Below are 24536 nucleotides of genomic sequence, written 5' to 3'. Positions count from 1 at the left end.
GCAGCCGACGAATGGCGACCTTCAACCATTGCGCTGCCTCGCCGCGCAGCCGAACCGACCGCCCTGAGCCGCATTCTCGGCTTTGACCCACGCCAGCACCTGCCGCGAGGGTTTCAGCGCTGACGCGGGATGGAACGGAATGGCGGTCATCGAGAGAAGCGCGCCCGGTGCAGCGGGCGGCGAGCTGGCGACGGGGTCGCGAGCGAGTTGGGCCCTCGATGCGCTGAACTTCACGCTGGCGGACGTTCGCGACGGCCTCGGCCCATATCTGGCGATCTACCTGCTAGCGGTGCGCGGTCCCCAGCAAGGCTGGGATGAGGCGACCATCGGGCTCGTGATGACGATCGCCGGCGTCGCCGGGCTCGTCGCTCAAACGCCCGCCGGCGCCCTTATCGACCGCACGTCGCGCAAGCGCTCCGTCGTGATCGCAGCCGCGCTCGCTGTCACGCTGAGCTCACTCGCGCTGCCGTTCATCGGCTCCTTCGCGGCCGTCGCGGCGACGCAATCGATCGCCGGCGTAGCGGGCGCCGTGTTCCCGCCGGCTCTGGCCGCGATCACGCTCGGGATCGTCGGGCCGCAGGCTTTCGCCCGCCGCATCGGCCGGAACGAGGCCTTCAATCACGCCGGCAATGCCGTGTCGGCTGGGATCGCGGCCGCCTGCGCGACCCTTTTCGGCCCCGTCGTGGTGTTCTGGCTCATGGCGCTGCTCGCGGTCCTGAGCATTGGCGCGACGCTCCTGATTCCAGCCGCAGCCGTGGACGACGCAGTGGCGCGGGGCCTCGACCACTCCGCCGGCGGAGCCGCTCAGGCGCCTTCGGGCTGGCGCACGCTCCTGGAGAACCGGCTGCTGCTGCTATTCGCCGTGCTGGCGGCCCTTTTCCATCTCGCAAACGCCGCCATGCTGACGTCGGTCAGCCAACTGCTGTCAAAGCTCGCCGGCAAGGAGAGCGCGACGTCCATGGTGGCTCTCTGCATCGTGGCTGCGCAGCTCGTCATGGTTCCGGTCGCCATGCTGGTGGGCGCCCGCGCGGACCGCTGGGGACGCAAGCCGCTGTTCTTGACGGCGTTCGGCGTCCTGGCTGTGCGCGGGGCGCTGTACACCCTCTCGGACGAGCCCATGGCGCTGGTCGCCGTGCAGTGCCTCGACGGGGTCGGCGCAGGGATCTACGGGGCGCTGTTCCCGGTCGTCGTCGCTGACCTGACACGCGGCACCGGCCACTTCAACGTGGCGCAGGGGGCAGTGGGCGCCGCGCAGGGGCTGGGAGCAGCGCTGAGCACCTCGCTGGCCGGGTTCATCATTGTGCGCTTCGGATACACGGCTGCCTTCCTGGGCCTTGCGGGCGTCGCGGCCGCCGGGTTCGCGCTCTACGCAGTCCTCATGCCCGAAACGGGCGTACACGGTTGCGACCAGAGCCGAAGGCCTCACCCGCGAACGAGGCGGCGCATCGCGGCAGGGATCAGGCGGCTCTGAGACGGGGGTCAGCCGTTGCCGATGATCTTGCAGGCCAAGGCCAGCGTGGGGCTCGCCACCAGCAGGGTCACGGCTCCGATGAAGCGGAAGAGCAGGATCGACATGGAGTTCCTCCTGCGATGGAGATCGGGATCCTGGCGAAGTTCCGCAAGGCGAAGCTTGAACACAGGCTCGTGAAAACTCCCCTGGTTCAATGGTTGCCCCATCCGACCCCCTAAATTCAAGACGGGGTTGGAGGTCGCGAGCCGCGACCTGCAAAGGTTGGTCGGAGTGGCGCGAGACGGTACGATCGTGGGGCTCGGCCTGCGCCGTCCAGCGGTCCCCGGTTTAGTAAAGCCTCACGAGGACTCGACGCGCAAGCGTCCGATCAGGGTTATGGCTTCGGCCCCGGTCCGTTCGCAACAAACAAGGACGAAACGTAGCTCCGTTTTGCATTGTCCAGAAGAAACTTCGTTTTCTCTTGCGAGCACCCCCTTGGTTATAAGATATTCCAAATACGCTAATCCAAGGAGAGACAATCTCCATGCCATCGGCGGTAAGCTATTTGATGCGCCTGTTCGTGGCGACGGCCGCAGCCTTGGGGTGCGGAGCGCTCGCGTCGTGCAACACGACCGGCGACTCCCCTGTGGCGACCCGGGCGGTCGCGACGGCTCCGCCCTACCCGGTCGACAGGCTGGTGGGAAGTTGGGGGGTCGCGTCCTACCGGGACGAGAAGGACCGGGCCCGCACGGAAGCCCAGGCCCGGGCGCAGTGCAAGCTCCCCTATGTGATCGCCAAAGGTCCGTCCGACGGCGTGATGATGCATGTCGCCGATGACGCGACCTTGCATGAGCTCACCCTCAAGGGAGGCCCCGGCGGCAAGACTTATCTGGGGTTCGAGGGACCACCGGGCGACGATCAGGACCGGGAAATGCTGTCGGTGAGCGACACGATGCTGGTGGCGCGCTTCGTCAACCCTGACGTCAACACCCGCTACGGAACATTCGTCTACATTCGATGCAAATAGGCCCGTTCCTCGGGCGGAGGCGCTGGAGACACGCCATGGTTGCTGCGTTTCGTCGTTCGTTCAGCGTCGTCGCCGCCTCGATCGGGCTCGCAGCGGTCGTTTCGACGCTCGCCAGCGCCCCGGCCCTGGCGCAGGCCGCGTCGGCCGCCACGGCGCGCGAGACCCTGTCCGTCTTGGACGAACCCGGTCGCGTCTCGACCGAGGAGATCACCATCACGGAGGGGCCGTTCAAGCGCCAGCTCGTGTTCTTCCGAAGCAATGAGCCGCCCGGCACGATCGAGATCCACACATCGGAGCGCTTCCTCTATCTCACGCTCGGCAACAATCGGGCGCTGCGCTACGGCATCGGCGTGGGACGCGAGGGATTCCAGTGGTCAGGCCTCGTGAAGATCACACGCAAAGCGGAATGGCCGGACTGGACGCCCCCGCCTGAAATGATCGCCCGGCAGCCCTATCTGCCGCGCTTCATGGCGGGCGGACCCGGCAACCCGATGGGGGCGCGGGCCATGTATCTGGGCGGGACCGTCTACCGCATCCATGGCACCAACCAGCCCGAGACCATCGGCCAGTCGATCTCGTCGGGCTGCTTCCGCCTTGCGAACGGCGATGTCGTCGACCTCTACGCACACGCCAATGTCGGGACCAAGGTGATCATCCGCCACGCCGCCAGCCTCTGAGGCGGAGCCTCGCATACACGCCATGGGGGACACGGACCGATGCGACAGACCATCAGGGCCTTGATTCTGAGCGTCCGGACGATCCTTGGCGTGGGGGCGATCCTGGGCGGCGTGCACATCCTGGGCGCACAGGCGCTGACCAGCCCGGCCGACGCGGCCACTCTCGACACCGTGAGGCAGCGCGGCGCCCTCGCCTGCGGGGTCAGCCAGGGCCTAGCCGGCTTTTCGGATCGGGACGCTCAGCAGACATGGAGCGGTTTCGACGTCGATTTCTGCCGTGGGCTAGCCGCCGCGATCTTCGGCGACGCCAGCAAGGTGAATTTCACGCCCCTGTCGGCCGTGGAGCGCTTTGAGGCGCTGCGATCCGGCAGGATCGACGTTCTGGCGCGCAATTCGACATGGACGCTCGACCGGGAGGCGTCGCTAGGCCTTCTGTTTGCGGCGATCACATATCACGACGGGCAGGGCTTCATGCTCATGCGCCGCCCCCAGACGACTTCGGCCCTGGAGCTCGACAAGTCGTCGATCTGCGTCCAGAAAGCCACCACCACCCAGCTCAATCTGGCGGATTACTTCCGCGCGAATTCGATGACCTACACCGAGGTCGCCGCCGATACTCTCGCCGACGCCGTGAAATCGCTCGTGGTCGGCCAGTGCGACGCGTTCACGGCCGATCAATCCGCCCTTTATGCGGAACGCGCGCGGCTCGCTGAACTCAAGGCAGCGGACATTCTCCCGGACGTGATCTCCAAGGAGCCCCTCGGGCCCGCCGTCCGGGCCGACGACGTCGCCTGGTTTAACATCGTCAAATGGGTCGCGTTCGCGCTCGTCAATGCTGAGGAGCTCGGCATCGGCGCCGGCAACGCGGCTGAGGCGCTGGCCTCCACCAAGCCGGATGTTCGCCGGTTCACGGGCGTCGAGGGCGAATTCGGCAAGCGTCTCGGCCTCGACAACGACTGGGCGGTCCGCGCGGTGAGCGCAGTCGGAAACTATTCTGAACTTTTCGAGCGAAATCTGGGTGTCCATTCGAAGCTCGGTATCCCGCGCGGCCTTAACCAGTCCTGGGCCGCAGGGGGCATTCTGTACGCGCCCCCACTCCGGTGATGCAGAAAACCGAGCTACGCCAAACGCGACCAGTTGGCCGCCACGCGGGGCCGCGAATTCGGGCGCAAACGACGTTAACCTTTCGCCCTGTGCTGACGCGGATTTATCTTCGCCAGCAACCTAGCCCGACGGGAGGCGGCCCATGACGTCCAGCTTCACTGTCCGTAGCGCCGCTGGGTACGAGCAATTGATGGGCCGCTGGAGCCGAAGGCTGGCGGAGCCATTCATCGCCTTCGCAGGCATCGCGGATGGCGAGCGCGTTCTTGACGTGGGCTGCGGGACCGGCAGTCTCACTTTTGCGCTCGCCCAGTCAGCTAAACTGGACGAGATCGCCGCCATCGACTACTCGCCCGTGTTCGTGGCGGAGGCACAGCGCCGGAACTCGGATTCCCGAATCTCCATCACGCAGGGTGATGCGTGCGCCCTGGCTTTCGAGGACAAGCGTTTCGACCGGGCGTTCTCGCTGCTGGTTCTGCATTTCGTTCCAGAGGCCCACAAAGCGATCGCCGAGATGCGCCGCGTCGTTCGAGCGGGAGGCACGGTCGCTGCGGCTGTATGGGATCACCTTGGCGGCATGCCCAGCATGCGCATGTTCTGGGACACGATCGCGGCGCGGGGCCCCGAAGCGCGACGGTCGCGTCACCAGTATTTCTTTCAGCCGATGATGCGGCCGGATGCACTGAGGCAAGGCTTCCTTTCGGAGAATCTTGTCGACGTAGAGCAGACCTCGATTCTGATCCGGATGGATTACAAGAATTTTGCCGACTATTGGGAGCCGATCGCCTCAGGCGAGGGCCCGCTCGGCAAATATGTCAGCGGGCTCGACGCAGACCGCCTAGCCGAGGCAGAAGAAGCGGTGCAGGCGGCCTATCAGGGGGGAGAGCCCGACGGCCCACGCTCCTTCGTTTCAGTGGCTTGGGCATGCAAGGGCCTTGTGCCCGAGGGTGATTAGCAAAGAGGGCGGACTGCACGGGCCTATGCAGCGCCGACGACGGGGTCGTTGGGGCTAAGCCCCCAACGCCGTGGATTTTTGCGTTGTGGGCCCGGGTCCTCGCCGCAAAGCGGACTGGTCGTGACGACGTCGCCCCGTGTCCGCAAGCGTTCTTAACCAGCCAAAGACTGTTAGCTTGGGATGTCTGCATCGAGCATGCCGCTCGCCGGGGCCACCCAGCGCACCTTGTTTTTACTTGACTCAACCTGCGCAATTTCGGGGAATGAAGATCTCACCCAGCCGCCTGAGGCTGGTCGGGAGGGCGCTGCGATGACGCTGCAGGTTCCCCATTCCCACGCCCGCTGGCCTGCCGGCTCTGCTTACCTGGATGGCGCGTTTCTGCCCATCACTGAGGCCAGGATCCCGATCACGGAGTGGGGTTACAGGCGCTCCGACGTCACCTATGACGTGGTGAGCGTGTGGGGTGGCTGCTTCTTCCGTCTCGATGATCACCTGCGCCGGTTCCGAGCGTCCATGGAGTCGATGCGCTTTCAGCCGCGCGAGAGCGACGCCGACCTCCGTCGCATTCTCCACCGGCTCGTCGCCTTAACTGGGCTCTCTGACGCCTATGTGGCTATGGACTGCATGCGCGGACGTCCCACGCCCGACCAGCGCTATCATCCCGTCAACGCGAGAAGCTACATCGTCGCTTTCGCGATGCCGTACGTTTGGGTCATGAAGCCCGACGTCATCGAGAGGGGCGCGCATATGATCGTCGCGACTACGCCGCGTATCCCAGATGTCTGCGTCAATGCTCGCGCCAAGAATTTTCACTGGGCGGACATGACCGCAGCCCTGTTCGAGGCCGAAGACAAGGGCGCCGACAACCCGATCCTTCTCGATCTCGAAGGCAACGTGACGGAGGGCCCGGGGTACAATGTTTTTTGCGTCACCGATGGAAGGGTCGCCACAGCCGACGCGAACGTCCTGGAAGGCATCAGCCGCCTGAGCGTCATCGATCTCTGCCGGGAACTCGGCATTGTATGCGAAATCAGGCGGGTGCCGGTTCGTGAACTGCGAGAAGCGGACGAAATCTTCGTCACGGGCACCGCGGGCGGGATCGTGCCGGTCACGCGGCTCGATGGACGCATTCTGGGAAATGACCGGCCGGGCCCAGTCGCTGAGCGGCTGCGGGAAACCTACTGGCGCAAGCGCAAGGAGGGCTGGTTCGCTGAGCCGGTCGACTACAATCAAGCCGGGCTGGATTTCCCCTTGGGAGCAGAACAGGCTTGACCGAACACGAGCAGGGGAGGGTCAGGCATGAGCAACATGTGGAAAGCCGTCAGTTTGGCCTTTGTTGCTGCGGCGGGCGTGACAATCGGCGCAGAGCAGGCCGCTGCGCAGGTCTCGAGCCCTACGCTGGACGCGGTGAAAAAGCGTGGCCAACTCATCTGCGGCATCGACACTGGCATTCCGGGCTATGCGTATCAAGACAGCTCCGGCGAATGGCAAGGGCTCGATATCGCTCTGTGTCGGGCGATCGCCGATGCGACCGTCGGATCCCCAACCAAGGTGAAGTTCATTGGCCTCACCGCCAAGGAACGCTTTTCCGTGTTGAAGTCCGGCGAAATCGACGTGCTGATCCGGGACTCGGAACACAGCTTCATGCGGAACACAGCGCTCGGTCTCGAGTTGCCTGCCGTCAACTTTTACACCGGCCAAACATTTATGGTCCGCAAAAATCTTGGCGTGGGGCGCCTCAAGGAGTTGAACGGCGCAACCATCTGCGTTCTGACAGGCACAACTCTGGAGACGAATATCGCTGACTTCAACCGGGCTAATGGCGTCGAGATCAAGACCCTGCTGTTCGATAAGCCGGAGGAGGCTTTCGCGGCGGCGGACTCCGGCCGTTGCGACGGCTATACCGACGATGGCGGGTCCGTTGCGGCGGCGCGCTCCACCATGAAAGCTCCAGCCGATTGGCTGTTCATTCCGGAAACCATCGGGGGCCTTCAGCCGATCGGGCCGCTGACACGGGCAGGCGACGAGCCTTGGACCCGGCTTGTGCGGTGGGTGCATTACGCCATGTTGGAAGCCGAGGTGCTGGGCATCACCAGGGCCAATGCCGACAAGATGGCCGAAAAGCCCAGCGATCCTGATGTTCGCCGTTTTTTTGGAATCGAGGGCGACTTTGGCAAGTTGCTGGGCGTCGACAATGAATGGTCGAAGCGGATCGTCAAAGACATCGGAAACTATGGCGAAGTCTACGAAGCGAGCTTTGGCGCCAAAGGTCTGGGTCTGCCACGCGGCATGAACAACCTATACGACAAAGGCGGCCTGCAAACGCTGCCGACCTGGCACTGACTTAAATGGTCCGAAGGCCATCTTCGCAAGCGCGCATCGCCCAATGGCTGTTGCTGGCGATGCTGGCAGCGGTGGTTTGGCGATTGGGCTCGAACCTGGCGGACAACCTCGACGCCCGCCACATGACGTTCAGCTTCGCGTTCCTTCGAGACCGCGCGAACTTCGACATTCCTTTCCGCATCGTCGACTGGAAGGTTGGCGACCCGTATAGCCGGGCGCTCCTCGTTTGCACGGCGAACACGCTGCTTGTTTCCGCGCTCGGCGTGGTCGCCGCCACCCTCATAGGGTTGGCGGTGGGCGTGATGCGGCTGTCGCCCAATTGGCTCGTGCGCAACACGGCCCTTGTGTATGTGGAGGTCGTTCGCAACACGCCGCAACTCGTCCAGGTGGCGTTCTGGTACATCGGCGTGTTGCAGGCGATGCCGCCGCTTCGTCAAAGCATCACGCTTCCGGGGGGCGCCCTCCTCAACATCCGTGGTCTTTATTTGCCGACGTTGCACTGGGCGCCGTGGGCCGAACAGCTATGGTGGCTTGCGGCCGCGATGGTGGCCGTCACCCCTTTCGCCTGGCGCTATCGTCGCCGTGATCGTCCACTCGGAGTTTGGGCCCTCCTGCTGCCGACCGCAGCCGTCGTCGGGCTGATGGCCGGCGTCACGCAAGTCGAAGCGCCGGCCCTACGCGGATTCAACATCGCAGGGGGCGTGCAGATTCCGCCCGAGCTGGTCGCGCTCTGGGCCGGGCTCAGCATGTATTCGTCCGCATTCATCGCCGAGATCGTTCGAGGCGCGATCGTCGCTGTCGCGAAAGGCCAACGTGAAGCTGCGCTCAGCCTCGGGCTCAAGCCATGGCAGATCCTGGCGAAGGTGATCCTTCCGCAGGCGCTGCGGATCATGGTCCCGCCCCTCACGAGCCAGTATCTCAATCTCATCAAGAGCAGCTCGCTGGGCGCGGCGATCGCCTACCCCGAACTCTTCTCGATCTTCGCTGGCACCGTTCTAAACCAGACTGGCCGTGAGCTGGAAACCATCCTGATCCTGATGGTCATTTTCCTGAGCATCAGCCTTTCGACGTCAGCCTTTATGAACTGGTACAATCGCCGCGTCTCCTTGGTCATGCGATGATGTCGCCGGACGGTGGAGCTTCGGACATGGCTTGCTCAGTCCCGGGCTTGGACCTGCCCGGCCCACTGCGCCTCGCTAAGCACATAACCGATTGGTGTCGCAGGAACCTGTTCAGCTCCCCTTTCAACACGCTCCTCACGATGCTCGTGGCGGCGTTCCTGGCCTGGACGCTTCCCGCCTTGTTCCGCTGGGCTGTCTGGGACGCCACCATCGCCGGAACGACCCGCGCTGCTTGCGGCGGGGACGGCGCCTGCTGGGCTTTCATCGAAGTGCGCCTGCCCTTGTTCTTTGTCGGGCGTTATCCGTCCAGTGAGAGATGGCGGGTGCTTCTGGCGCTTTTCACTCTCGCGGCGTTTTGCATCCCGGTGCTCCGAGAAGGGCATGTGCACCGCCGCGGACTCTGGTTTGTGCTGCTGTTTACGGCGTGTCCGGCGATTGTTGCAGTCTTGCTGTTGGGCGGTGTCCTGGGCCTGCGCTTCGTCGATACAAGCCTATGGGGCGGGCTAATGATCGACGTGGTTGTGTCCTTTGTCACAGTGGCCGGCGCGATCCCGCTCGGGATAGTGCTGGCTCTGGGCCGACGCTCGCAGCTCTCGGTCATTCGAGGCTTGTCGATCGCCTATATCGAGCTATGGCGAGGAGTGCCTTTGCTCACCGTGCTGTTTATGTCGGCCGTGATCGTGCCGCTGCTTCTGCCGAGTGGCGTGAGCGCAGACCGCCTGCTTCGCGCCATGGTCGCGATGACGCTGTTCAACTCGGCCTACATGGCGGAGGTGGTGCGCGGCGGACTGCAAGGCGTTCCATCCGGGCAGGAGGAGGCCGCGGGCTCTCTCGGTCTTCGCTGGAGCCAGGCGCAGGCATTGGTCGTGCTTCCGCAAGCCTTGCGAGTCGCCCTTCCTGGTATCGTGAACACCGTTGTCGATCTGTTCAAGGACGTAACGCTGATCACCATCATCGGGCTTAGCGATCTACTGGGTGTGGTGAACCAGGCGCTCAAGGATCCGGCCTGGCTCGGGATGGCGCGGGAAGGCTACGCCTTCGCCGCCCTCGTTTTCTTCGTCGCCTGCTTCTTGATGTCGTCCTACAGCCGCCGATTGGAACGACGGCTGAACCGTGGTCACGCAAGCTGAATGGAGCTCGACATGGCGGAGCAGGATCTCACGCTCGACCTCGCCTTTCTCAAGGAGAGACTCAATGCCGCCGTGCTTTCGGATGTGCTCGACTCTCTTGGCCATCCGTCGCAGGCGATGAAGCCGTTCGTGCGTCCACTGGACGACCGGTCCATCCTCTGTGGTTTCGCCCGAACGGGTCTTTACATGAAGCGCTATGTCGTCGGCGAGGGAAACCCCTATGCGGTCGAGATGGCCCTGATCGACAGCCTGAGACCTGGCGAAGTCCCGGTGCTGGCCTGCGATGGGCCGACTGACCGCATCGCGCCTTGGGGCGAACTTCTCACGACAGCCTCCATGGCCCGAGGCGCCGCCGGCTGCCTGACGGACGGCCTCGTCCGGGACGTGCGCCGGATCAGGGAACTCGATTTCCCGGTCTTTCATGGAGGCATCGGCCCGCTGGATACGAAAGGTCGCGCGGAAATGATGACGATGGACGAGCCCGTCGAAGTGGCCTGCGTCATGGTCAGGCCGGGGGATTTCATCTTCGGGGATGCAGACGGCGTGGTGGTCGTGCCGAGGTCGATCGCTCAGGAGGCGGTCCGTCTTGCAGTCGAGAAGATCGAGGCTGAGGATGCAACTCGCCAGGATTTGCTGCGGGGAGAGCCGCTGAGCGTTGTTTTCGCACGATATGGCGTCCTCTGAATCGCCCTTGACGCGCCCGACCATGGGATTGGCGAGGTCATCGAGCCGCTGCTGAATGGCCTTGATCGCATCGGCTGGGGGGTGGCGGGATCGCCCGGCCGCTGTGGAGCTTTCCATGAGCAGGCCCCCCGTGAGGTCGGGCGCCCCGTTTCATGTCGTTTCGATTACCCCCACCTGATCCGAGCAGACCGCATCGCGCTGCTTGAACACCCGGCGCCGCGCGTCGGTGTCGCCTTGCGGAACGTCAATCGCCTGCCCGAGCAGCCGTGCCATGATGGCCGGGGTGGAGAGCCAAGCGGCGCCGCGACGCCGCCGCTTCCACCGGAGGAGACGAACTATGGGGATCGCGAGGGTGCTTCCATTCGTTGGCGCGCTTCTGGCGCTCTGGGTCTCTCATCATCCCGCCGCCGCCGTCCCGGCCAGCCCAGGAGTCATCAGAGCCGCACATTCCAGCTTGGACGCCGAACAGGTCCGCTATGGTGGCCGCGGCGGCGGAGGGGCCTACCGTGGCCGTAGCGTCGCCGTGCGCGGCGGATACGGACGTGGAGCGGTCGCGGTGCGCGGACCCCACGGCGGGCGCGCGGTCGCGGCGCGCGGACCCCATGGTGGCCGAGCCGTCGTGCGTGGCCCCAACGGTGGACGAGCGGTCGCCGCCGGATCGCGCTATCGCGTCGGCGGCCGGTACTATGGCGGCGTCTGGTATGGCGCGGGACGGCGCTACTATCGCGGCCGCTGGTGGCCCTACGGCGTCGGCGCCTGCTGGCGTCCGAGCCCCATCGGCTATGTGTGGGTCTGCGGCTAAGAACAAAGGTCGGCAAGCCTCTGACGTCTGCGACCGATAGCTCGCAGATCCGCCATGAGCTGGATCTCGGCGCCAGCGTTACTTGGGAGTCGTCATCGTCGGCGTGACCCGTCGCCTGGTGCGCGGCTCGCTCCGCCGCCGCCGAGATCACGGGGGCCCTGTGTTTCGACCGATCAGCCGGTCCGGCAGGGTGCGCGGCTTCATCCGCCTTGTAACACGGCGGGGCCGCGGAGGCGTGGATACCGTGACGTCGGAGCGTCAGCAAGCCAATGGCTCCGAAGAAGGATTTCTTTGCGCGAGCGACGGGTTAACGTCCTTGGCGACGTCAATTGGGGAAGGGCGGGACTGCCTCCGCCTCGCATCCAAGGGGGGGGTTCGATCATGCCGGAGTTCATCTGCGTGGCCTGTGGGATGCAGTACTCTCGGTCCATCACGCCGCCGCCCACCTGCGCCGTGTGCACCGACGAGCGCCAATTCGTCCCCTCCTCGGGCCAGTGCTGGACGACGCTTGAGGGTATGCAAAAGGCCCACAGCAACAAGTTTCGGCGCCTCGCCCCGGGCATAATGACCATCGAAACCACGCCGAGCTTCGGGATAGGGCAACGCGCATTTCTGCTGCGAACTTCGGCAGGCAACGTGCTGTGGGAGTGCATCTCGCTCTTGGACGAGGCAACTATAGACATAATCGCGGGACTTGGAGGTCTCACCGCGATTGCGATCTCCCATCCGCACTACTACACAACCATGGTGGAGTGGAGCCGCGGCCTCGGCAATGTCCCCATCTACTTGCACGCGGCCGACCGGCATTGGGTCATGAGGCCCGATCCGGTTATCCAGCACTGGGAAGGGGACACCAACCGGATTGGCCCGGGGCTCACACTCCTCCGATTGGGGGGACATTTCGAGGGCGGCACCGTTCTTCACTGGGCGGACTGGGACGGGGGCCGCGGGGTGCTGCTGTCGGGCGATATCCTGCAAGTCGTTCCGAGCGGGCATGTGAGCTTCATGTGGTCCTACCCAAACCTGATCCCGCTCTCGGCCGCGAAGATCCGGACCATGGCGTCACTGCTGGACCCTTATTCTTACGATGCCATCTATGGGTCATTCTCTGGGCGAGGCCAGATCGACACCCGCGGCAAGGAGGTCGTCGCCGCTTCGGTTAGCCGCTACATTTCGAAAATCAGCGACGCTTAGGGCGGATTGGCGACCACCGCGTCGACCAAGACGTGGTTCTTCGGCCCGGTCTTGAGGTCGGCGCGTCGCTCTGCCTGACGGTGAAGCCCTGCGCCTTCAGTGCGGCGCCCGCTCCGGGTTCAGTTCGTTGGCGAAGACGTTCTTCGGCCCGGCCATGATCAAGAGCGCGCCGTAGCCGGACGTTTGAGACGCAGGAAGGCGTATCCGGGTTTTTCGAATGTCCGGACACGCCCTTTTTGTGGGTGGGGCAATCTAACGCCGCAGCGGCGATGCCCCGACGGGCTTACCACGAAGCTATCGCCTTCGGGCCGAGGATGCGGGCGACCTGCCCGGAGCCCGAAAATCGGGCCTGACCGCCTCCAGAACTCAAGGTTCGCTCTTAGGCAAACCGCGCCCATGGCCGTCAGAGCTCTGGTCCAGAATGACGAGAAGTCCGTCTAGCTGCTCAAACTGCTCGCTCCACCCGCTTGTGCTTCCAGAAGCCATGGCGTCATCAAGCGCTTCTTTCGACGGATAGAGCTCGTGCACGATGACACGTGTCGAGCCGTTCTTTTCTTCGAATGTCACGGTGGTGACGGCCCCATCCTCTCCCCCTTCGTCATTGGTCCAGACGAGGCGTGAGTGTGGCGTGACTTCGATGTATCGGCCGAAGAACGCCATGGGCTTCTCCGAGGATGGGTGGCCCATCACCAAACGGTACGTTCCGCCTGAGCGAACATCGGCCTCGAATGAGATCAGGCTGACCCCAAACGATTTCGGCGCCCACCATCGCTGGAACAGCTCCGGCGTGGACCATGCTTCGAACACGATGGGCGCCGGGCCATTGACGGATCGCGAAACGACGAGCTCCCGTTCCGATGTCCGCTCCACTGTTGTGCGAGCATTTTGCACGGTGGGATCACTCTGTCTGCCTGCGTCCATCTAACGTCTTCCTCTGTTTCAATTCCTCGACGATTTGGTCCAACGCATCGAAACGTGAGTCCCAAAGTCGGCGGTATTCCTCGATCCAGGCTGTCTCGTCCGCGAGCCGGCTGAGGCCGAGCTTGCAGGTCCGCACGCGTCCAACTTTTTGGGTCGTGACCAGCCCCGCCTGCTCCAACACCCCGACGTGCTTTTTCATGCCCGTAGGGGTCATGTGGAACTTGTCTGCGAGCTCCGTAATCGAGGCGTCAGCACGCCCAAGCTGCTCCAGAACGCCGCGTCGCGTCGCGTCCGAAAGCGCCGCGAAGGTCGCATCGAGGTGAGCTGGAGAAAACTGAACCATTAAGTTCAGTATCTAGCGCGTTGATAGGCGCGGTTCAAGGGGCCACGCAGCAGCGGCTGAAGGCGGCCTGACTAGGCCTTGTCTCTTAGCGCGGGTGGCTCGCTTTCCGGCTTTTGTCTCATATCCCCGGATCTGACCGAGACCACTGACCGCCGTTCACGAACTTTGCAACGGCCGCCTCTGCGCATCCAGCCCGAGACCCGATCGGCCCTGCCGGCAGCCACACACCGGGCGCGTGATGACCTGGAGCTATTCGCCCGGTCTCCTTTTGACCGCCACCATCCAACTCGGCGAGGACGCCGGCACGATGATCCTGCGGTATGCAGGCCGTGAGCAGTGGCTGACGCTGGGGGCTTCCCCGCCACTTTGGCGGCCTCGCGTGGTTCCCGGGCGCCGGCAACACCGGTCTCACGTCAGCCTTCCAGAAGCTCCCCTATCCGCTGTGTTGCCTTGAGGCCAGCGCCAGTCAGAATGAGCACGGTGGTTTCCTCCGGCCGAACGATCCCGGCCTCCAGCAGCCTGCTCAGGGCGGCGGCTACGCTCGCACAGGTCGGCTCGACATAGAGGCCCGAGCGGGCCAACTCGCTCCATGCAACCTCGATTTCTTGTTCTGAAACCGCCACGGTCTGCCCACCGGAACGGCGCACGGCAGCTAGCACCTCGCGAGTGCGCACGGGTTTCGCGATTGCGGTCCCTTCAGCGATGGTCGGCTTGGCATCAATTGCGACGAGGTCATCCCCGCCGCTCAAGAATGTTGCATGCAGAGGTGCGCAGTTCTCCGGCTGCACAGCGAAGAGGCGTGGCAGGCGGTCGATCTCGCCCCGCCGCAACAGCTCGCAAAAGCCGATGTCGCAGCCCAACACGTTGCTGCCGGCGCCGGTCGGGATGACGACGTTGTCCGGCGCTTTGAAATTGAGATCCTCCCATAGCTCGTATGCCAGCGTCTTCGTTCCTTGCAGGAAAAATGGCTGCCAGTTGTGGCTGGCGTAGAAGATGTCGGCGGCTTGCCGCTCGGCGGCGTTAGCCGTGTCTTGGCGAGTCCCTGGCACCAACTCAGTCTCAGCGCCATAGGCGCGCATCTGCACCGTCTTGCCGGGCTGGGTGTAAGCGGGAACGAGGATCTTCGAGCGCATGCCGCCAGCCGCTGCATAGGCTGCGATCGCTGCGCCGCCGTTCCCGGAGCTGTCTTCTAGGACACGTTCGACGCCCTGTTCTCGGAGCGTGGAGATCATCACCGTCGCGCCGCGATCCTTGAAGCTGCCGGTCGGAGCGAACCATTCCAGCTTGCAAAGCGCCCGGCCTCCGCGCCAGGAGTGCTCCACCAGCGGCGTCAACCCCTCGCCCATGGTGATGGGCTCTTTGACTAGGATTGGGAAGGCGGCAGCATAGCGCCAGAGCGATCGCCTCGCCGTGTCGATGTGGACACGACCGATCCCTGGCAGCGGCGTGATCATGAGTGGGCCGCCAGTGTCAGAGCGCCAACGGGGCGTGTCCAGCGAATAGGTCTCGCCGGTCTGTGGATCGAGGTAGGCTGGATTGGCCGGAACGGGCGGGTTTTCCACGGCGCTCTCCTTGGTCGACGCAGCCACAAGCCCTCAGCTTGACCGACTTCTGCAAATCAGACCCCATGCACGATGGCCTCGCTGCGAGCGGAGCCGGAATAGATGAGGATCACACGCCGCAAGCATGAAAAGCGAAGAGCCCCTGAGGCGCCAACCCGGAGGCTCTGAAAAGTATGGGTGCTCTCACGTTACGAACAACGCGAAGCTTCCACACATCGTCGGCCGAGGTCAACGGGGGAACGTGAGAGCGCAACCATTCACAGCAGCCGTTGGGGCTTTCCGGTCTGTGGCGGAAGTCCACGCTGTGTCCAAGATGTCCTGGCGCGCCATTTCGGATAACCAGATCACGGAGGCCGACGCAGAAGCAATTCCTGAGAAGGTCGCGGTCGCACAGCGAGCCGCAAGCAGCCTGCTCGCGGGCGAGTCCATCGACAATGTTGTCGGAAATTATCGCCAGGTGGTGCGGGCCAACGCGCGGCGGCTCACTAATGCAGCCTGATTCTGTTTCGGAAACGGACTGAGGCGAGCGCGAGGCCGCCCGCCCGCGCAGGCAGGCTGCCCACCGCCTCATGTCTGCCGCGCTCGGCAATGCTTATGGGCTACGATGAAGCATCATGAGCGCTTTACAAAGGCGATCGCACCCGCTTCGTGCAGCTCTCAGAAATGTGGCCGGATCACTTGCGCGACTACGCGCGCCGCCTCGCGGCGCCGGCGTTGGTGGATAACCAGGAAAACGCAGCCATGAGCGCGACGTATGACGACTTGCTGCGGGCTGGCGTGGCCCTCGCGCCCACCCGGCAGGGCGCCAATTTGCCAATCATTGATGTCACACACCCCCGGTTCGCTCTGCCAGACGATGAGACGAGCGTGGAGGCGCTGCGGCGCGAGGTGGAGCGGCAGGACCGGCTCCACCGTCTCGTCCCGGCCTTCGTGATGGGATGGATGCTCAACTCCGCCGCGCGGCGATCCAGGTTCGTGCACGCTATGGTTCAACCCGGGTCGTCGTTCCTGGACGGGCTCACGACGTACGCGATGAAGCTTGGATACGGCAACCTGCTCCCGCCTTACGACGGTGAGGTGGACCAGCGGTTCTCCCGCTCACCCAATGCGACCTTGCTGCGTCTGCGCATGCAGCAGACGGCCGAGCTGATTGCCGCGGCGGCCGCCCGCGAACTTCGCGGAGCGCCCCGCAGGCCGTTGCATCTGATCGACATCGCTGGCGGCCCGGCGATGGACGCGATCAACGCGGTGATCATCACGGCTGCTTCCTCGCCAGAGTTGCTCGGCCCGGTCGAGATCCATGTCCTCGACCTCGACGAGGAGGGGCCGGCGTTTGGCGCGTCGGCTCTGGATGAGCTTCGACGCGAGGGGCGGCCGCTTCACGGAATCACTGTGTCCCTTCGCCGGCTCGCCTATGACTGGAGCGACACGGGGCTGTTGGACGCGCTTGTGACCGCGCTTACGGCAGGGGACGCCGTTGTCGTGGCCTCGTCCGAGGGCGGTCTCTTCGAGTACGGGAGCGACGACGAGATCATCCGCAATCTGTCGAGCCTGCGCGCAGGCGGGCGAGGAGCCAGCGCGGTGATCGGCTCGGTAACGAGCTCAGACCAGCGCAGGCGCAGTCAGGCTATCCAGAGCAGACTGAAGCTCCACCCACGAGGGCTGGAGGGGTTCGCCCCGCTTGCTGCCGCTGCGGGATATCGGATCTCGCAGTCGAGGTGGGCGGTCATCAGTGATCAGGTGGAATTGTCGCCACTCACCTAGCGCGCTTTATCCTCGTCTGCTTCGAGTCTTCCCGCTCGGGCATCCCCGAAGCTGATTTCCTGGATCTCATGTGCGACCATCTCGCCGTTCAGGAGTCATTATGGATCGGCCGGTGGGGCGATCTCGAATTCCCGCGCAAGACGAGGCGTGTGCGGGAGGTCTCGGATGGATGCCGCTGGACAGGAAGGTTCGATGCCAAACTGAGCGAGATAGACACCATGCTGGCCGCTGGACGGCCTCAGGCCCAGCGTCCCGGGTTAACGGCAGCCGATTCCGGTTTGACAGGACGTGGTGGAAATCCGGACCAAGCAAAGCCGAAGCACACTTTGCCAAAGCGGGGTGAGGTGGTGAGCGGGCAGTATGCTCACTCTGGGTCTTTGCCGAGGCGCGTAGTGCTACAAGGGAAATTCAGCCACGGGGAGCACGGGGAGCTACACTGTCTCATCTCCCCGGTGCTTGATATAAACGTCGGCCTCGGCGGGGTCGTCCGCCAGCGCTAAAGGGTGCTCTGCCGCACTCGGCCATCGTTCAGGGGGAAGCGAACAGCTTGTCGTTCCGATCGCGCCAATCCTCGTCAGAGAGCCAGCGGTAGTCCTGGTCGGGCATAAAAGGGATCGTCTTCACCTTCGCCTGTGACATCGGGAGGAAAAAGCTGACCCGCTCCTGCGAGACCTTCAAGGCCCGAATCGGGACGACGATGCTGTCCTTTCCTGGCGTGAAGAACCCGCCCGCGGCGACGATTGCATAGTCCCGCCGGTCTTTCGTGCCGAACACGACATTTCTGACCTCCCCGATGATCTTGTCGTCGGAACTACGCACCTCGGCGCCGATGATCTCGTCAGCTCTCATCCCGGGCGCCAGGTCCTCAATGTTGACCAGCGGCTTGGCGCCCTTTCGGTCGCGCTCGCCCTTCACGGCGCCGCGAGAGGCTTGCGGCTTCGTGGCGTCCATCTGCGCTTCCGCGTCCTCCTCGTCATTGCCGCCGAGCGTCTCCATTGACGGCCCCGACACAAGCTCCCGGATCGTAGCTACGAGCCGCTCGCAATCATCCTGACGGCCGTAGGACCACAGCGTCAATGCGGCGTCGCGCAAGCTTCGAAGGTCGCGCACGCTCTGCCGGTTTTCAGGGCCCTGGAACTTCGGACGATTGCGAATTGCTTCCTCCAGTTTCGCGTCCGCGATCTGGCACTCTGCGCGGGCTTGCGTGGCCGTTAAGCTCATAAACGTCAAGAAAAGGATGCCTTTAGCGAGCTTCATGTGGGTCGACTCCGACGGCCGCGAATGGGCCAGATCTGACCGGCCTTGCCAGATCTGGAGCCGATGTCTCAGTGATTTGACGAGGTGGGAGCACGAAGAATCGCTGTGGCAGGAGCTCGCCGGCGACAGCGTCAGACATTGAACGACGCACGCTTGAAAATGATGACGTTTGCGCCGAGCTTGGATCACGACGTGTCTGCCCGCTCAGCAAACATCACTCTGGTTCAGCAGGCCTGCGATCGCGGTGATGACCTGAGCTGGCACAAAAGGCTTCGTGATTAGCACGCTGTTCGGCACCCCCTGCGAGGCCCATTCGGCGGCGCCCGCGCCGGTGATGTAGATGACGGGAAGAGACGGCGCGAGTTCGCGGGCGCGCCTGACGACCTCCCAGCCGTCGGGACCCGCGCCCAGATGCGCATCAGTGATGATGGCGCCAAATCGACTCACGTCTTCTTCGATCTCCTTCATGGCTCCCTCACCGTCGCCTGCGCAGACGACGTCGAACCCCGCGTCCCGCAAGGCGCCCTCGAGCATGTCCAGGATAGTCGCTCGTCCTCGGCGAAGAGGAGGAGGGAGGCTACCGCATCAGATTTTTGCAATTTTCGTTCCTTGCGGATTGGAAGTCGTATCCAACCCTACTGGAAACATCTGCTGATGAAATTGGTTGCCTGTTCTTCAGTCGCTTATTGATGCTTATATATCGCACTCAACGAGACTTTTGTTGATATGTCTGTTTTCAGCATCCCTTGGCAGTCATTTACCCGCCATGTCGGAGGGCGTCGCAAGCGCGCCCGCGGACACGGGGTCGTCGCTGTCGAGCTGGTCGAAGGCGAACAGCAGGGACGCCACGCGGTTCACCGAGGACATGCAATCCGCCAGACCGGCGTAGTTCTCGACGAACCAGTTGAGGGCGGCCTGCACGGTGATGAAGGCCGCGGTCACCTGCGCCACCTCGCCGAGCGACATCGAGCCCAGCAGGTATTTTGGCGCGCACAGCCCCCAGGCGAGGACAGGCGCCAGCAGAATGTTTCCTTGTGACACCATCGTCATGCGCATGAGCTGGAAGCAGACTCTCCGCCAGCTTGCGATCACGATCCCGAGCGCTTCCGCCAGCGCATGATGCTGCTCGGGTCGACCGATGGCTGTCGGCAGCGCCGCGGACCTCTCCTGCAAGTGGGACCCGACCGACCGAAATTGAGCCTCAGCGGCGTTCTTGCTGGCAATCACGCTTACCAGGCGACGGCCGATGACCATCGCCGCAAGGGTGAGCAGGGCCGAATACAACGCGACCGCAATCACCAGATATTTCGGGATCGTGAGCGTGAATCCGCGCCCCTCGACGATGAGATCGCCTCCGACATTCCACAAGATTCCGATGAAGATGATCGCGCTGAGGACCGCGTTGAGCAGGCCGACCGCCAGCGCGATTGGCGCGTCGGTGGCGGCTCGAGCGTCTTCGGCGATGCGGTACTCTGGGTTCTGATCTTCGCCGACGGTGAAAGTCAGGTTTCTGAACCGCTCATGCAGCAGCCAACGATCGATGAGGTGACCCGTCAGCCAAGCGCGCCAACGCCGCTGGGTCGTCATGCGCGCCCACACCGCAAAGACCGTCGCCAGAAGACTCGCCCCGGCGAGCGGCAAAAACAGCAAGGCCTGGGATTGAAGAGTGGCGCCGTCACGACGGCCGAATGCGTCGAAAAAATCTCGCCCCCAGTAGTTCAGGCGATACTGGATCGAAAGTTGCAGGATCACGCTGCAGACCACGAGCCCTGCGAGACCCTGCGCCTTCCAGGCTCCCGGCCCACGCCAGAAGCCTGACGCGCTCCGCCAATAGCGCGCGGCCAGTCCGAGCTGCGTGTCAGGCTCGCGCACCCGCCGACGCAGACGGTACGTTTCGGTTGCAATCACGGCCATAGTGGACTGCTCCGGCAGGCGCGACCGAAGACCTTCAAATCCGCCCGAGCACGAGCAAGACGAGGATGATGATCAGGAGCAGCCCGATCACACCGATACCGCCGTGACCAAATCCGTAGCCGTACCCGCCGAAACGGCCACTGAAGCCCCCAAGGAGAAATATGACCAGAACGATGAGAAGAATGGATCCAAGAGACATGGGCGTTTCCCCTCAGGCGGCGAATCGGGTCGGCGGTCGCCTCTCAATACCGCTCACGATCCAGCAATGAGAGGATACTGGCGAATGCGCATCCATAGTCCAAGCATTCCGGTCAGCGCGTCGCAGCGACTGACCGCGCGGTCGAGCGGTCCGGCAACGGGCCTGCTGGCGCGGCGTGGCGACGATGCTACGGGCCTGATCGACGCGCATTGAGCTGCATCAACTCTGCCGGCGCGGCACGTGAAGCGGCTCCAGGCTGGACCGCTGTGGCGCTCGCTTCGGTCGGGCTATGAAACCCGATCTGTTACTGCACGATTTTGACCCCGCCTCACCCCCGTCCCATCCCGCTAGGCTCGCCAGCTTGTGGCTTCTACCCATCTACGCTGGCGGGAAATCGAATGGTGACGGTCGTTCCAGCCACCGGGGAGGCGGACCTGACGAGTGCGCCTGAAAGCTGGCGAACGAAGATCGCTACATTGTCGGAGCCATGTTTCCCAGGCGCGCCTTCTTGGGCCTGTGCCGCCATGCCGATCCCGTCGTCAGCGACCCTGGGCTCAATCTCCCTTCCGGTCCGGCGGATTCAGCCATGGGCACCATCAACCCTCGCAACGAGCGCGCGATGAGGCGTTATCTCCAGTGGCTTCGGGAAGCTAACCAGCGCAGCCAGGCATCCGCGAATGCCGCGGCCCAAGCAGTCTTACAGTTCGAAAAGTACACGGGTTGTCGCGGCTTCGGCCGGTTCCAACGAGAGCAGGCCGTCGGATTCAAGCGTGAGCTCCAGGAACGGACGAGCGCAATGACCGGCAAGCCTTTGAGCGTCGCCTCCATTGCATCGACCCTGGCCGGCGTAAAGGCGTTCTTCACTTGGCTGGCCAACGAGCATGGCTACCGCAGCAAGCTCACCTACGCCGACGTCGCATACTTCAAACTTGGATGCTCGCGACGAGCGTATCGCGGGGACTCTTAAGTTGGCTCAGGCAGCTACGCGCGGTGGGGAATAAGGTGGGGCAACCAAGGTGCAGATATCTGAAAACTCAATTTCTGCAACTGTTTACTGAATAAAGCTGGCGGAGGGAGCGGGATTCGAACCCGCGATACGGTTTCCCGTATACACACTTTCCAGGCGTGCGCCTTCAACCACTCGGCCACCCCTCCGTGCGCCCCGTGGGGACGCGAGGCAGCCTCCTAGCATCAAGACGGCGGGAGGCGCAAGGCGAACCGGAGAATGGTGCGGCGTTGCGGCCGATGGGCGGGAGATCGCCGGCTTGGAATGGGGCGCGGGCGGGGGCGGGAGCCGGGGCGGGGCCGAGATTGAGCCCGCCGTCGGGGCCATGCACGCGGGCCGAAGGCTTCGGTTGCGCGGCGGGCGGCGAGGCGGTAGCCGTACGGTCGAGGCCGCATCGAGACGCGGGTGGCGAATCGCGGGGGGCGTGGAGCCGGGATGATCCGCTTTCTGATCAGGGCCATCGGGTATTTCGCGCTGGCGGGCGCCTTCGTGAGCGCGACCGTGGACGGCACGCGCTCCATCGCGTCGGCGGCGCTGACCTGGACCTCGATCGGCGCCGCGCTGGACCGCGCCGCGCCCGCCGCGCAGGCGTGGATGCAGGCCGGGCTCGGCCGGGTTCACCCCGCCTTGTGGGATTCCGGCGCCGCCCTGCTGCTGCGCGCGCCGCTGGCGCTGGCGCTGCTGGGACTGGGGCTCCTGCTGGTGCGGCTCGCGGCGGATCCGGAGCCCGTGGTGGGCTACGCCCCGCGCGACTAGACCCTGCCGTGTTGTGATGGAAACAGCGGGGTCTCGGTTTTTGGGTGTCGCATGCACCGTGCGAAAAGCCAGATTCCACCGTTTCGCAGCATGTTTAAGCCGCGACGGCGCGCCGCGAGCCCTCTCGAAAAAGCGGCCGCCGCACCCCACATTGCAGCTTTCCATCGCAGCCTTTCCTGCCGTCGCGAGGTCCCCCATGTTCTCCTTTCGCAAGAAGACCGCCCTGCCCACGCGCGACGAAGCCCTGCCGGGCCGCGCCCAGCCGCTGCCGACGGCGCAGACGCACTTCGTCAACGGCTCGTCGCTGAAGGGCCCCTATCCGGCCGGCTCGCAGACCGCGATCTTCGCGCTGGGCTGCTTCTGGGGCGCGGAGCGCAAGTTCTGGCAGACGCCGGGCGTGCTGACGACCGCCGTGGGCTATATCGGGGGCGTCACCCCCAACCCGACCTATGAGGAGACCTGCACGGGCATGACCGGCCACACCGAGGCGGTGCTGGTGGTCTATGACCCCCAGCAGGTGAGCTACGAGGAGCTGCTGCGGGTGTTCTGGGAGAACCACGACCCGACGCAGGGCATGCGCCAGGGCAACGACGTCGGCACGCAATACCGGTCGGGCGTCTACGCCACGTCGCCGGAGCAGCGGGCCGCGGCCGAGGCCTCCAAGGCCGCCTATGGGCGGGCGCTCGCCGCCCGGGGCTACGGGCCGATCACCACCGAGCTGGCGGACGCCGGGCCGTTCTATTTCGCCGAGGACTATCACCAGCAATATCTGGCCAAGAACCCGATGGGCTATTGCGGCCTGGGCGGCACCGGGGTTTCGTGCCCCATCGGGACGGGCGTCGCCACCGGCTGACCGCCGCGTTTTGAGGACGTCATGGGTGCGGGCGGCCCGGACGCGGCCGCCCGCACTGTCGTTGTGAGCCGCGGGGGAGCCATGATCGAGCGGAATCTGGAGCGTTTCTTGTTTGCGAGCCGCTGGCTGCTCGCGCCGTTCTACGTGACGCTGGTGTTCGCGCTCTTCGTGCTGCTGGCCCGGACGATGCGGGAGATCTGGCACTTCATCCTGCAGATCCCGAGCGCGACCGAGTCGGACGTCATTCTCGGAGTTCTGTCGCTCATCGACCTCACCTTCACGGGCTCGCTCATCGTGATCGTGATCTTCTCCGGCTACGAGAACTTCGTCTCCAAGATCGACGAGGCCGCCCACAAGGACTGGCCGGACTGGATGAGCAAGATCGACTTCACGGGGCTGAAGCTGAAGCTCCTGTCGTCGATCGTGGCGATCTCGGCCATCCAGCTCCTCAAGGCGTTCATGAACGTCAGGAACACGAGCGACCGCGATCTGATGTGGTACGTCGTCATCCACATGGTGTTCGTGATCTCGGGCGTGTTCCTGGCCCTGACGGACAAGATCTCCGGCGAGGCCAAGGGACACTGAACGCCGCGCGCGCCGCTCAGGGCGCCTTCAGGACCGCCCGGCAGGCCTGGGGCAGCGCCGACATCTCCATCGGGGGCTTGGGCTTGCCGCCGGGCCTGGGGTGCAGCACCGCATCGGAGAACCAGTAGTCGAGCTCCTTGCCGCAGCCCTCGCCAGGCGGCACGGGGTCCTGCGATTGGCAGTCCGTCTCGCCCGCCGGGCAGGCCATGCGGATATGCATGTGCCAGTTGTGGCCGTACATCGGCCGGACGCGCCGCAGCCAGCTGCGGTCGCCCGTCGCCTCGCGGCACAGCGCCTTCTTGATCGCCGCGTTGACGAAGATGCGCTCCACCTGCGGCTGCTGGGCCGCCGCCTTGATGAGCGCGTGCTGGCCCTTGGTCCAGTTCGTCGACACGTCGAGCTTGTCGTCGCGCACCATGTCGGCGGCGGCGATGTCCTCGCGCTCCTGGCTGGAGAGCACGCGCGGCGGCATCGGGGTGAGCCAGACATCCGCGTCGAGGCCGATCTGGTGGGAGGCGTGGCCGGTCTTCATGGGCCCGCCGCGCGGCTGGGCGATGTCGCCGACAAGGATGCCGGGCCAGCCATTGGTCCTGGGCGCGTTGCGGGCGAATTTCTCGAGAAACGCGATCAGGGCGGGATGCCCCCAGGCGCGGTTGCGGGACGGGCGCATCACCTGCCAGGCCGGGCCGTCGGCCGGCAGCGCCTCGGCGCCGGCGAGGCAGCCCTTGGCGTAGAAGCCCAGCACCCGCGAGGGCAGGTCCGCCGGTCGGGTCACCGCGCCGAACAGCTCCTTGGCGGGAGGCTCCGCCCAGGCGGGCGCCGTCCAGAGCGACAGCGCCACGACGACGCCCGCCAAGGCGGCGGGCATGAGCGGCGACACGGAAAGGCGCAT

At 64.5% G+C, this 24536-nt stretch carries 26 protein-coding genes and 1 tRNA gene; 18 read left to right on the top strand and 9 right to left on the bottom strand.

Annotated elements, in window-relative coordinates:
* The first annotated feature begins 139 nt into the window (after window positions 1–139).
* From ABEG18_RS00135 to ABEG18_RS00080, 12 genes are all read left to right on the top strand, one after another.
* Window positions 140–1471 (top strand): MFS transporter, encoded by a 1332-nt coding sequence (locus tag ABEG18_RS00135; protein WP_406856075.1) that lies wholly within the window; start codon window positions 140–142, stop codon window positions 1469–1471.
* A gap of 523 nt (window positions 1472–1994) precedes the next feature.
* On the top strand, window positions 1995–2477 hold the full coding sequence (locus tag ABEG18_RS00130; protein ID WP_406856074.1) for a hypothetical protein: 483 nt from the start codon (window positions 1995–1997) through the stop codon (window positions 2475–2477).
* Between the two features lie 35 nt (window positions 2478–2512).
* The gene (locus ABEG18_RS00125; protein WP_406856073.1) at window positions 2513–3154 is read left to right on the top strand and encodes a L,D-transpeptidase; all 642 of its coding nucleotides are present in this window, start codon (window positions 2513–2515) and stop codon (window positions 3152–3154) included.
* Between the two features lie 39 nt (window positions 3155–3193).
* Window positions 3194–4258 carry an amino acid ABC transporter substrate-binding protein gene (locus ABEG18_RS00120; RefSeq protein WP_406856072.1) on the top strand — a complete coding sequence of 355 codons (1065 nt, stop codon included), beginning with the start codon at window positions 3194–3196 and terminating at the stop codon, window positions 4256–4258.
* Between the two features lie 142 nt (window positions 4259–4400).
* Window positions 4401–5210, top strand: a complete 810-nt coding sequence (locus ABEG18_RS00115) for a class I SAM-dependent methyltransferase (protein ID WP_406856071.1) — start codon at window positions 4401–4403, stop codon at window positions 5208–5210.
* Between the two features lie 309 nt (window positions 5211–5519).
* Entirely contained in the window at window positions 5520–6482 is a 963-nt protein-coding gene (locus ABEG18_RS00110; protein ID WP_406856070.1) for an aminotransferase class IV, read from the top strand.
* A gap of 27 nt (window positions 6483–6509) precedes the next feature.
* Window positions 6510–7553 (top strand): amino acid ABC transporter substrate-binding protein, encoded by a 1044-nt coding sequence (locus ABEG18_RS00105; RefSeq protein WP_406856069.1) that lies wholly within the window; start codon window positions 6510–6512, stop codon window positions 7551–7553.
* A 59-nt stretch (window positions 7554–7612) separates the two neighbouring features.
* Window positions 7613–8674 carry an amino acid ABC transporter permease gene (locus tag ABEG18_RS00100; RefSeq protein WP_406858725.1) on the top strand — a complete coding sequence of 354 codons (1062 nt, stop codon included), beginning with the start codon at window positions 7613–7615 and terminating at the stop codon, window positions 8672–8674.
* 26 nt (window positions 8675–8700) lie between these two features.
* Window positions 8701–9804 carry an amino acid ABC transporter permease gene (locus tag ABEG18_RS00095; protein ID WP_406856068.1) on the top strand — a complete coding sequence of 368 codons (1104 nt, stop codon included), beginning with the start codon at window positions 8701–8703 and terminating at the stop codon, window positions 9802–9804.
* A 12-nt stretch (window positions 9805–9816) separates the two neighbouring features.
* Window positions 9817–10488 carry an RraA family protein gene (locus ABEG18_RS00090; RefSeq protein WP_406856067.1) on the top strand — a complete coding sequence of 224 codons (672 nt, stop codon included), beginning with the start codon at window positions 9817–9819 and terminating at the stop codon, window positions 10486–10488.
* Window positions 10489–11107: 619 nt separating this feature from the next.
* A complete protein-coding gene (locus ABEG18_RS00085; protein ID WP_406856066.1) occupies window positions 11108–11290 on the top strand; it encodes a hypothetical protein in 183 nt (60 codons plus the stop codon).
* A 381-nt stretch (window positions 11291–11671) separates the two neighbouring features.
* Complete coding sequence (locus tag ABEG18_RS00080; RefSeq protein ID WP_406856065.1) at window positions 11672–12484, top strand: MBL fold metallo-hydrolase; 813 nt, start codon at window positions 11672–11674, stop codon at window positions 12482–12484.
* Window positions 12485–12850: 366 nt separating this feature from the next.
* On the opposite strand, the gene ABEG18_RS00075 is transcribed toward ABEG18_RS00080, so the two are convergent.
* The 3 genes from ABEG18_RS00075 to ABEG18_RS00065 all read right to left on the bottom strand — a co-directional run bounded on the left by ABEG18_RS00075 (window position 12851) and on the right by ABEG18_RS00065 (window position 15310).
* Window positions 12851–13405 carry an SRPBCC family protein gene (locus tag ABEG18_RS00075; protein WP_406856064.1) on the bottom strand — a complete coding sequence of 185 codons (555 nt, stop codon included), beginning with the start codon at window positions 13403–13405 and terminating at the stop codon, window positions 12851–12853.
* Window positions 13383–13748 carry an ArsR/SmtB family transcription factor gene (locus tag ABEG18_RS00070; protein ID WP_406856063.1) on the bottom strand — a complete coding sequence of 122 codons (366 nt, stop codon included), beginning with the start codon at window positions 13746–13748 and terminating at the stop codon, window positions 13383–13385. The genes ABEG18_RS00075 and ABEG18_RS00070 overlap by 23 nt, the downstream gene beginning before the upstream one ends.
* Window positions 13749–14161: 413 nt before the next feature.
* Window positions 14162–15310 (bottom strand): threonine synthase, encoded by a 1149-nt coding sequence (locus ABEG18_RS00065; protein WP_406856062.1) that lies wholly within the window; start codon window positions 15308–15310, stop codon window positions 14162–14164.
* 304 nt (window positions 15311–15614) lie between these two features.
* On the opposite strand from ABEG18_RS00065, the gene ABEG18_RS00060 reads away from it, so the two are divergent.
* Together ABEG18_RS00060 and ABEG18_RS00055 are read left to right on the top strand one after the other, a co-directional pair.
* Window positions 15615–15809, top strand: a complete 195-nt coding sequence (locus ABEG18_RS00060) for a hypothetical protein (protein WP_406856061.1) — start codon at window positions 15615–15617, stop codon at window positions 15807–15809.
* Window positions 15810–15958: 149 nt separating this feature from the next.
* Window positions 15959–17074 (top strand): hypothetical protein, encoded by a 1116-nt coding sequence (locus ABEG18_RS00055; protein WP_406856060.1) that lies wholly within the window; start codon window positions 15959–15961, stop codon window positions 17072–17074.
* Window positions 17075–17602: 528 nt separating this feature from the next.
* Here ABEG18_RS00055 and ABEG18_RS00050 read toward each other — a convergent pair.
* The 4 genes from ABEG18_RS00050 to ABEG18_RS00035 all read right to left on the bottom strand — a co-directional run bounded on the left by ABEG18_RS00050 (window position 17603) and on the right by ABEG18_RS00035 (window position 20444).
* Window positions 17603–18331, bottom strand: a complete 729-nt coding sequence (locus ABEG18_RS00050) for a PRC-barrel domain-containing protein (RefSeq protein ID WP_406856059.1) — start codon at window positions 18329–18331, stop codon at window positions 17603–17605.
* Window positions 18332–18535: 204 nt separating this feature from the next.
* Window positions 18536–18865 (bottom strand): response regulator, encoded by a 330-nt coding sequence (locus tag ABEG18_RS00045; RefSeq protein WP_406856058.1) that lies wholly within the window; start codon window positions 18863–18865, stop codon window positions 18536–18538.
* Between the two features lie 219 nt (window positions 18866–19084).
* Window positions 19085–20245, bottom strand: a complete 1161-nt coding sequence (locus tag ABEG18_RS00040) for an SbmA/BacA-like family transporter (RefSeq protein WP_406856057.1) — start codon at window positions 20243–20245, stop codon at window positions 19085–19087.
* A 34-nt stretch (window positions 20246–20279) separates the two neighbouring features.
* On the bottom strand, window positions 20280–20444 hold the full coding sequence (locus ABEG18_RS00035; protein ID WP_406856056.1) for a DUF3309 family protein: 165 nt from the start codon (window positions 20442–20444) through the stop codon (window positions 20280–20282).
* Window positions 20445–21030: 586 nt separating this feature from the next.
* Here ABEG18_RS00035 and ABEG18_RS00030 point away from each other — a divergent pair.
* Complete coding sequence (locus tag ABEG18_RS00030) at window positions 21031–21411, top strand: hypothetical protein (RefSeq protein WP_406856055.1); 381 nt, start codon at window positions 21031–21033, stop codon at window positions 21409–21411.
* A gap of 98 nt (window positions 21412–21509) precedes the next feature.
* Here the strand turns inward: ABEG18_RS00030 and ABEG18_RS00025 are convergent.
* Window positions 21510–21599 (bottom strand) — tRNA-Ser (locus tag ABEG18_RS00025).
* 286 nt (window positions 21600–21885) lie between these two features.
* On the opposite strand from ABEG18_RS00025, the gene ABEG18_RS00020 reads away from it, so the two are divergent.
* From ABEG18_RS00020 to ABEG18_RS00010, 3 genes are all read left to right on the top strand, one after another.
* Window positions 21886–22206 (top strand): hypothetical protein, encoded by a 321-nt coding sequence (locus ABEG18_RS00020; RefSeq protein WP_406856054.1) that lies wholly within the window; start codon window positions 21886–21888, stop codon window positions 22204–22206.
* A gap of 196 nt (window positions 22207–22402) precedes the next feature.
* On the top strand, window positions 22403–23059 hold the full coding sequence (gene msrA, locus ABEG18_RS00015; RefSeq protein WP_406856053.1) for a peptide-methionine (S)-S-oxide reductase MsrA: 657 nt from the start codon (window positions 22403–22405) through the stop codon (window positions 23057–23059).
* A gap of 81 nt (window positions 23060–23140) precedes the next feature.
* Window positions 23141–23644, top strand: coding sequence for a TIGR00645 family protein (locus tag ABEG18_RS00010; protein WP_406856052.1), 504 nt, complete (start codon window positions 23141–23143; stop codon window positions 23642–23644).
* Window positions 23645–23660: 16 nt separating this feature from the next.
* Here ABEG18_RS00010 and mepA read toward each other — a convergent pair whose 3' ends face one another.
* Complete coding sequence (gene mepA, locus ABEG18_RS00005) at window positions 23661–24536, bottom strand: penicillin-insensitive murein endopeptidase (RefSeq protein WP_406856051.1); 876 nt, start codon at window positions 24534–24536, stop codon at window positions 23661–23663.

Origin of the sequence: Alsobacter sp. KACC 23698, assembly GCF_045348435.1 — a bacterium.
Classification (GTDB): domain Bacteria; phylum Pseudomonadota; class Alphaproteobacteria; order Rhizobiales; family Beijerinckiaceae; genus Alsobacter.
The sequence above is the reverse complement of the archived record's forward strand: the minus strand, read 5'-3'. Positions and strand labels throughout refer to the sequence as shown.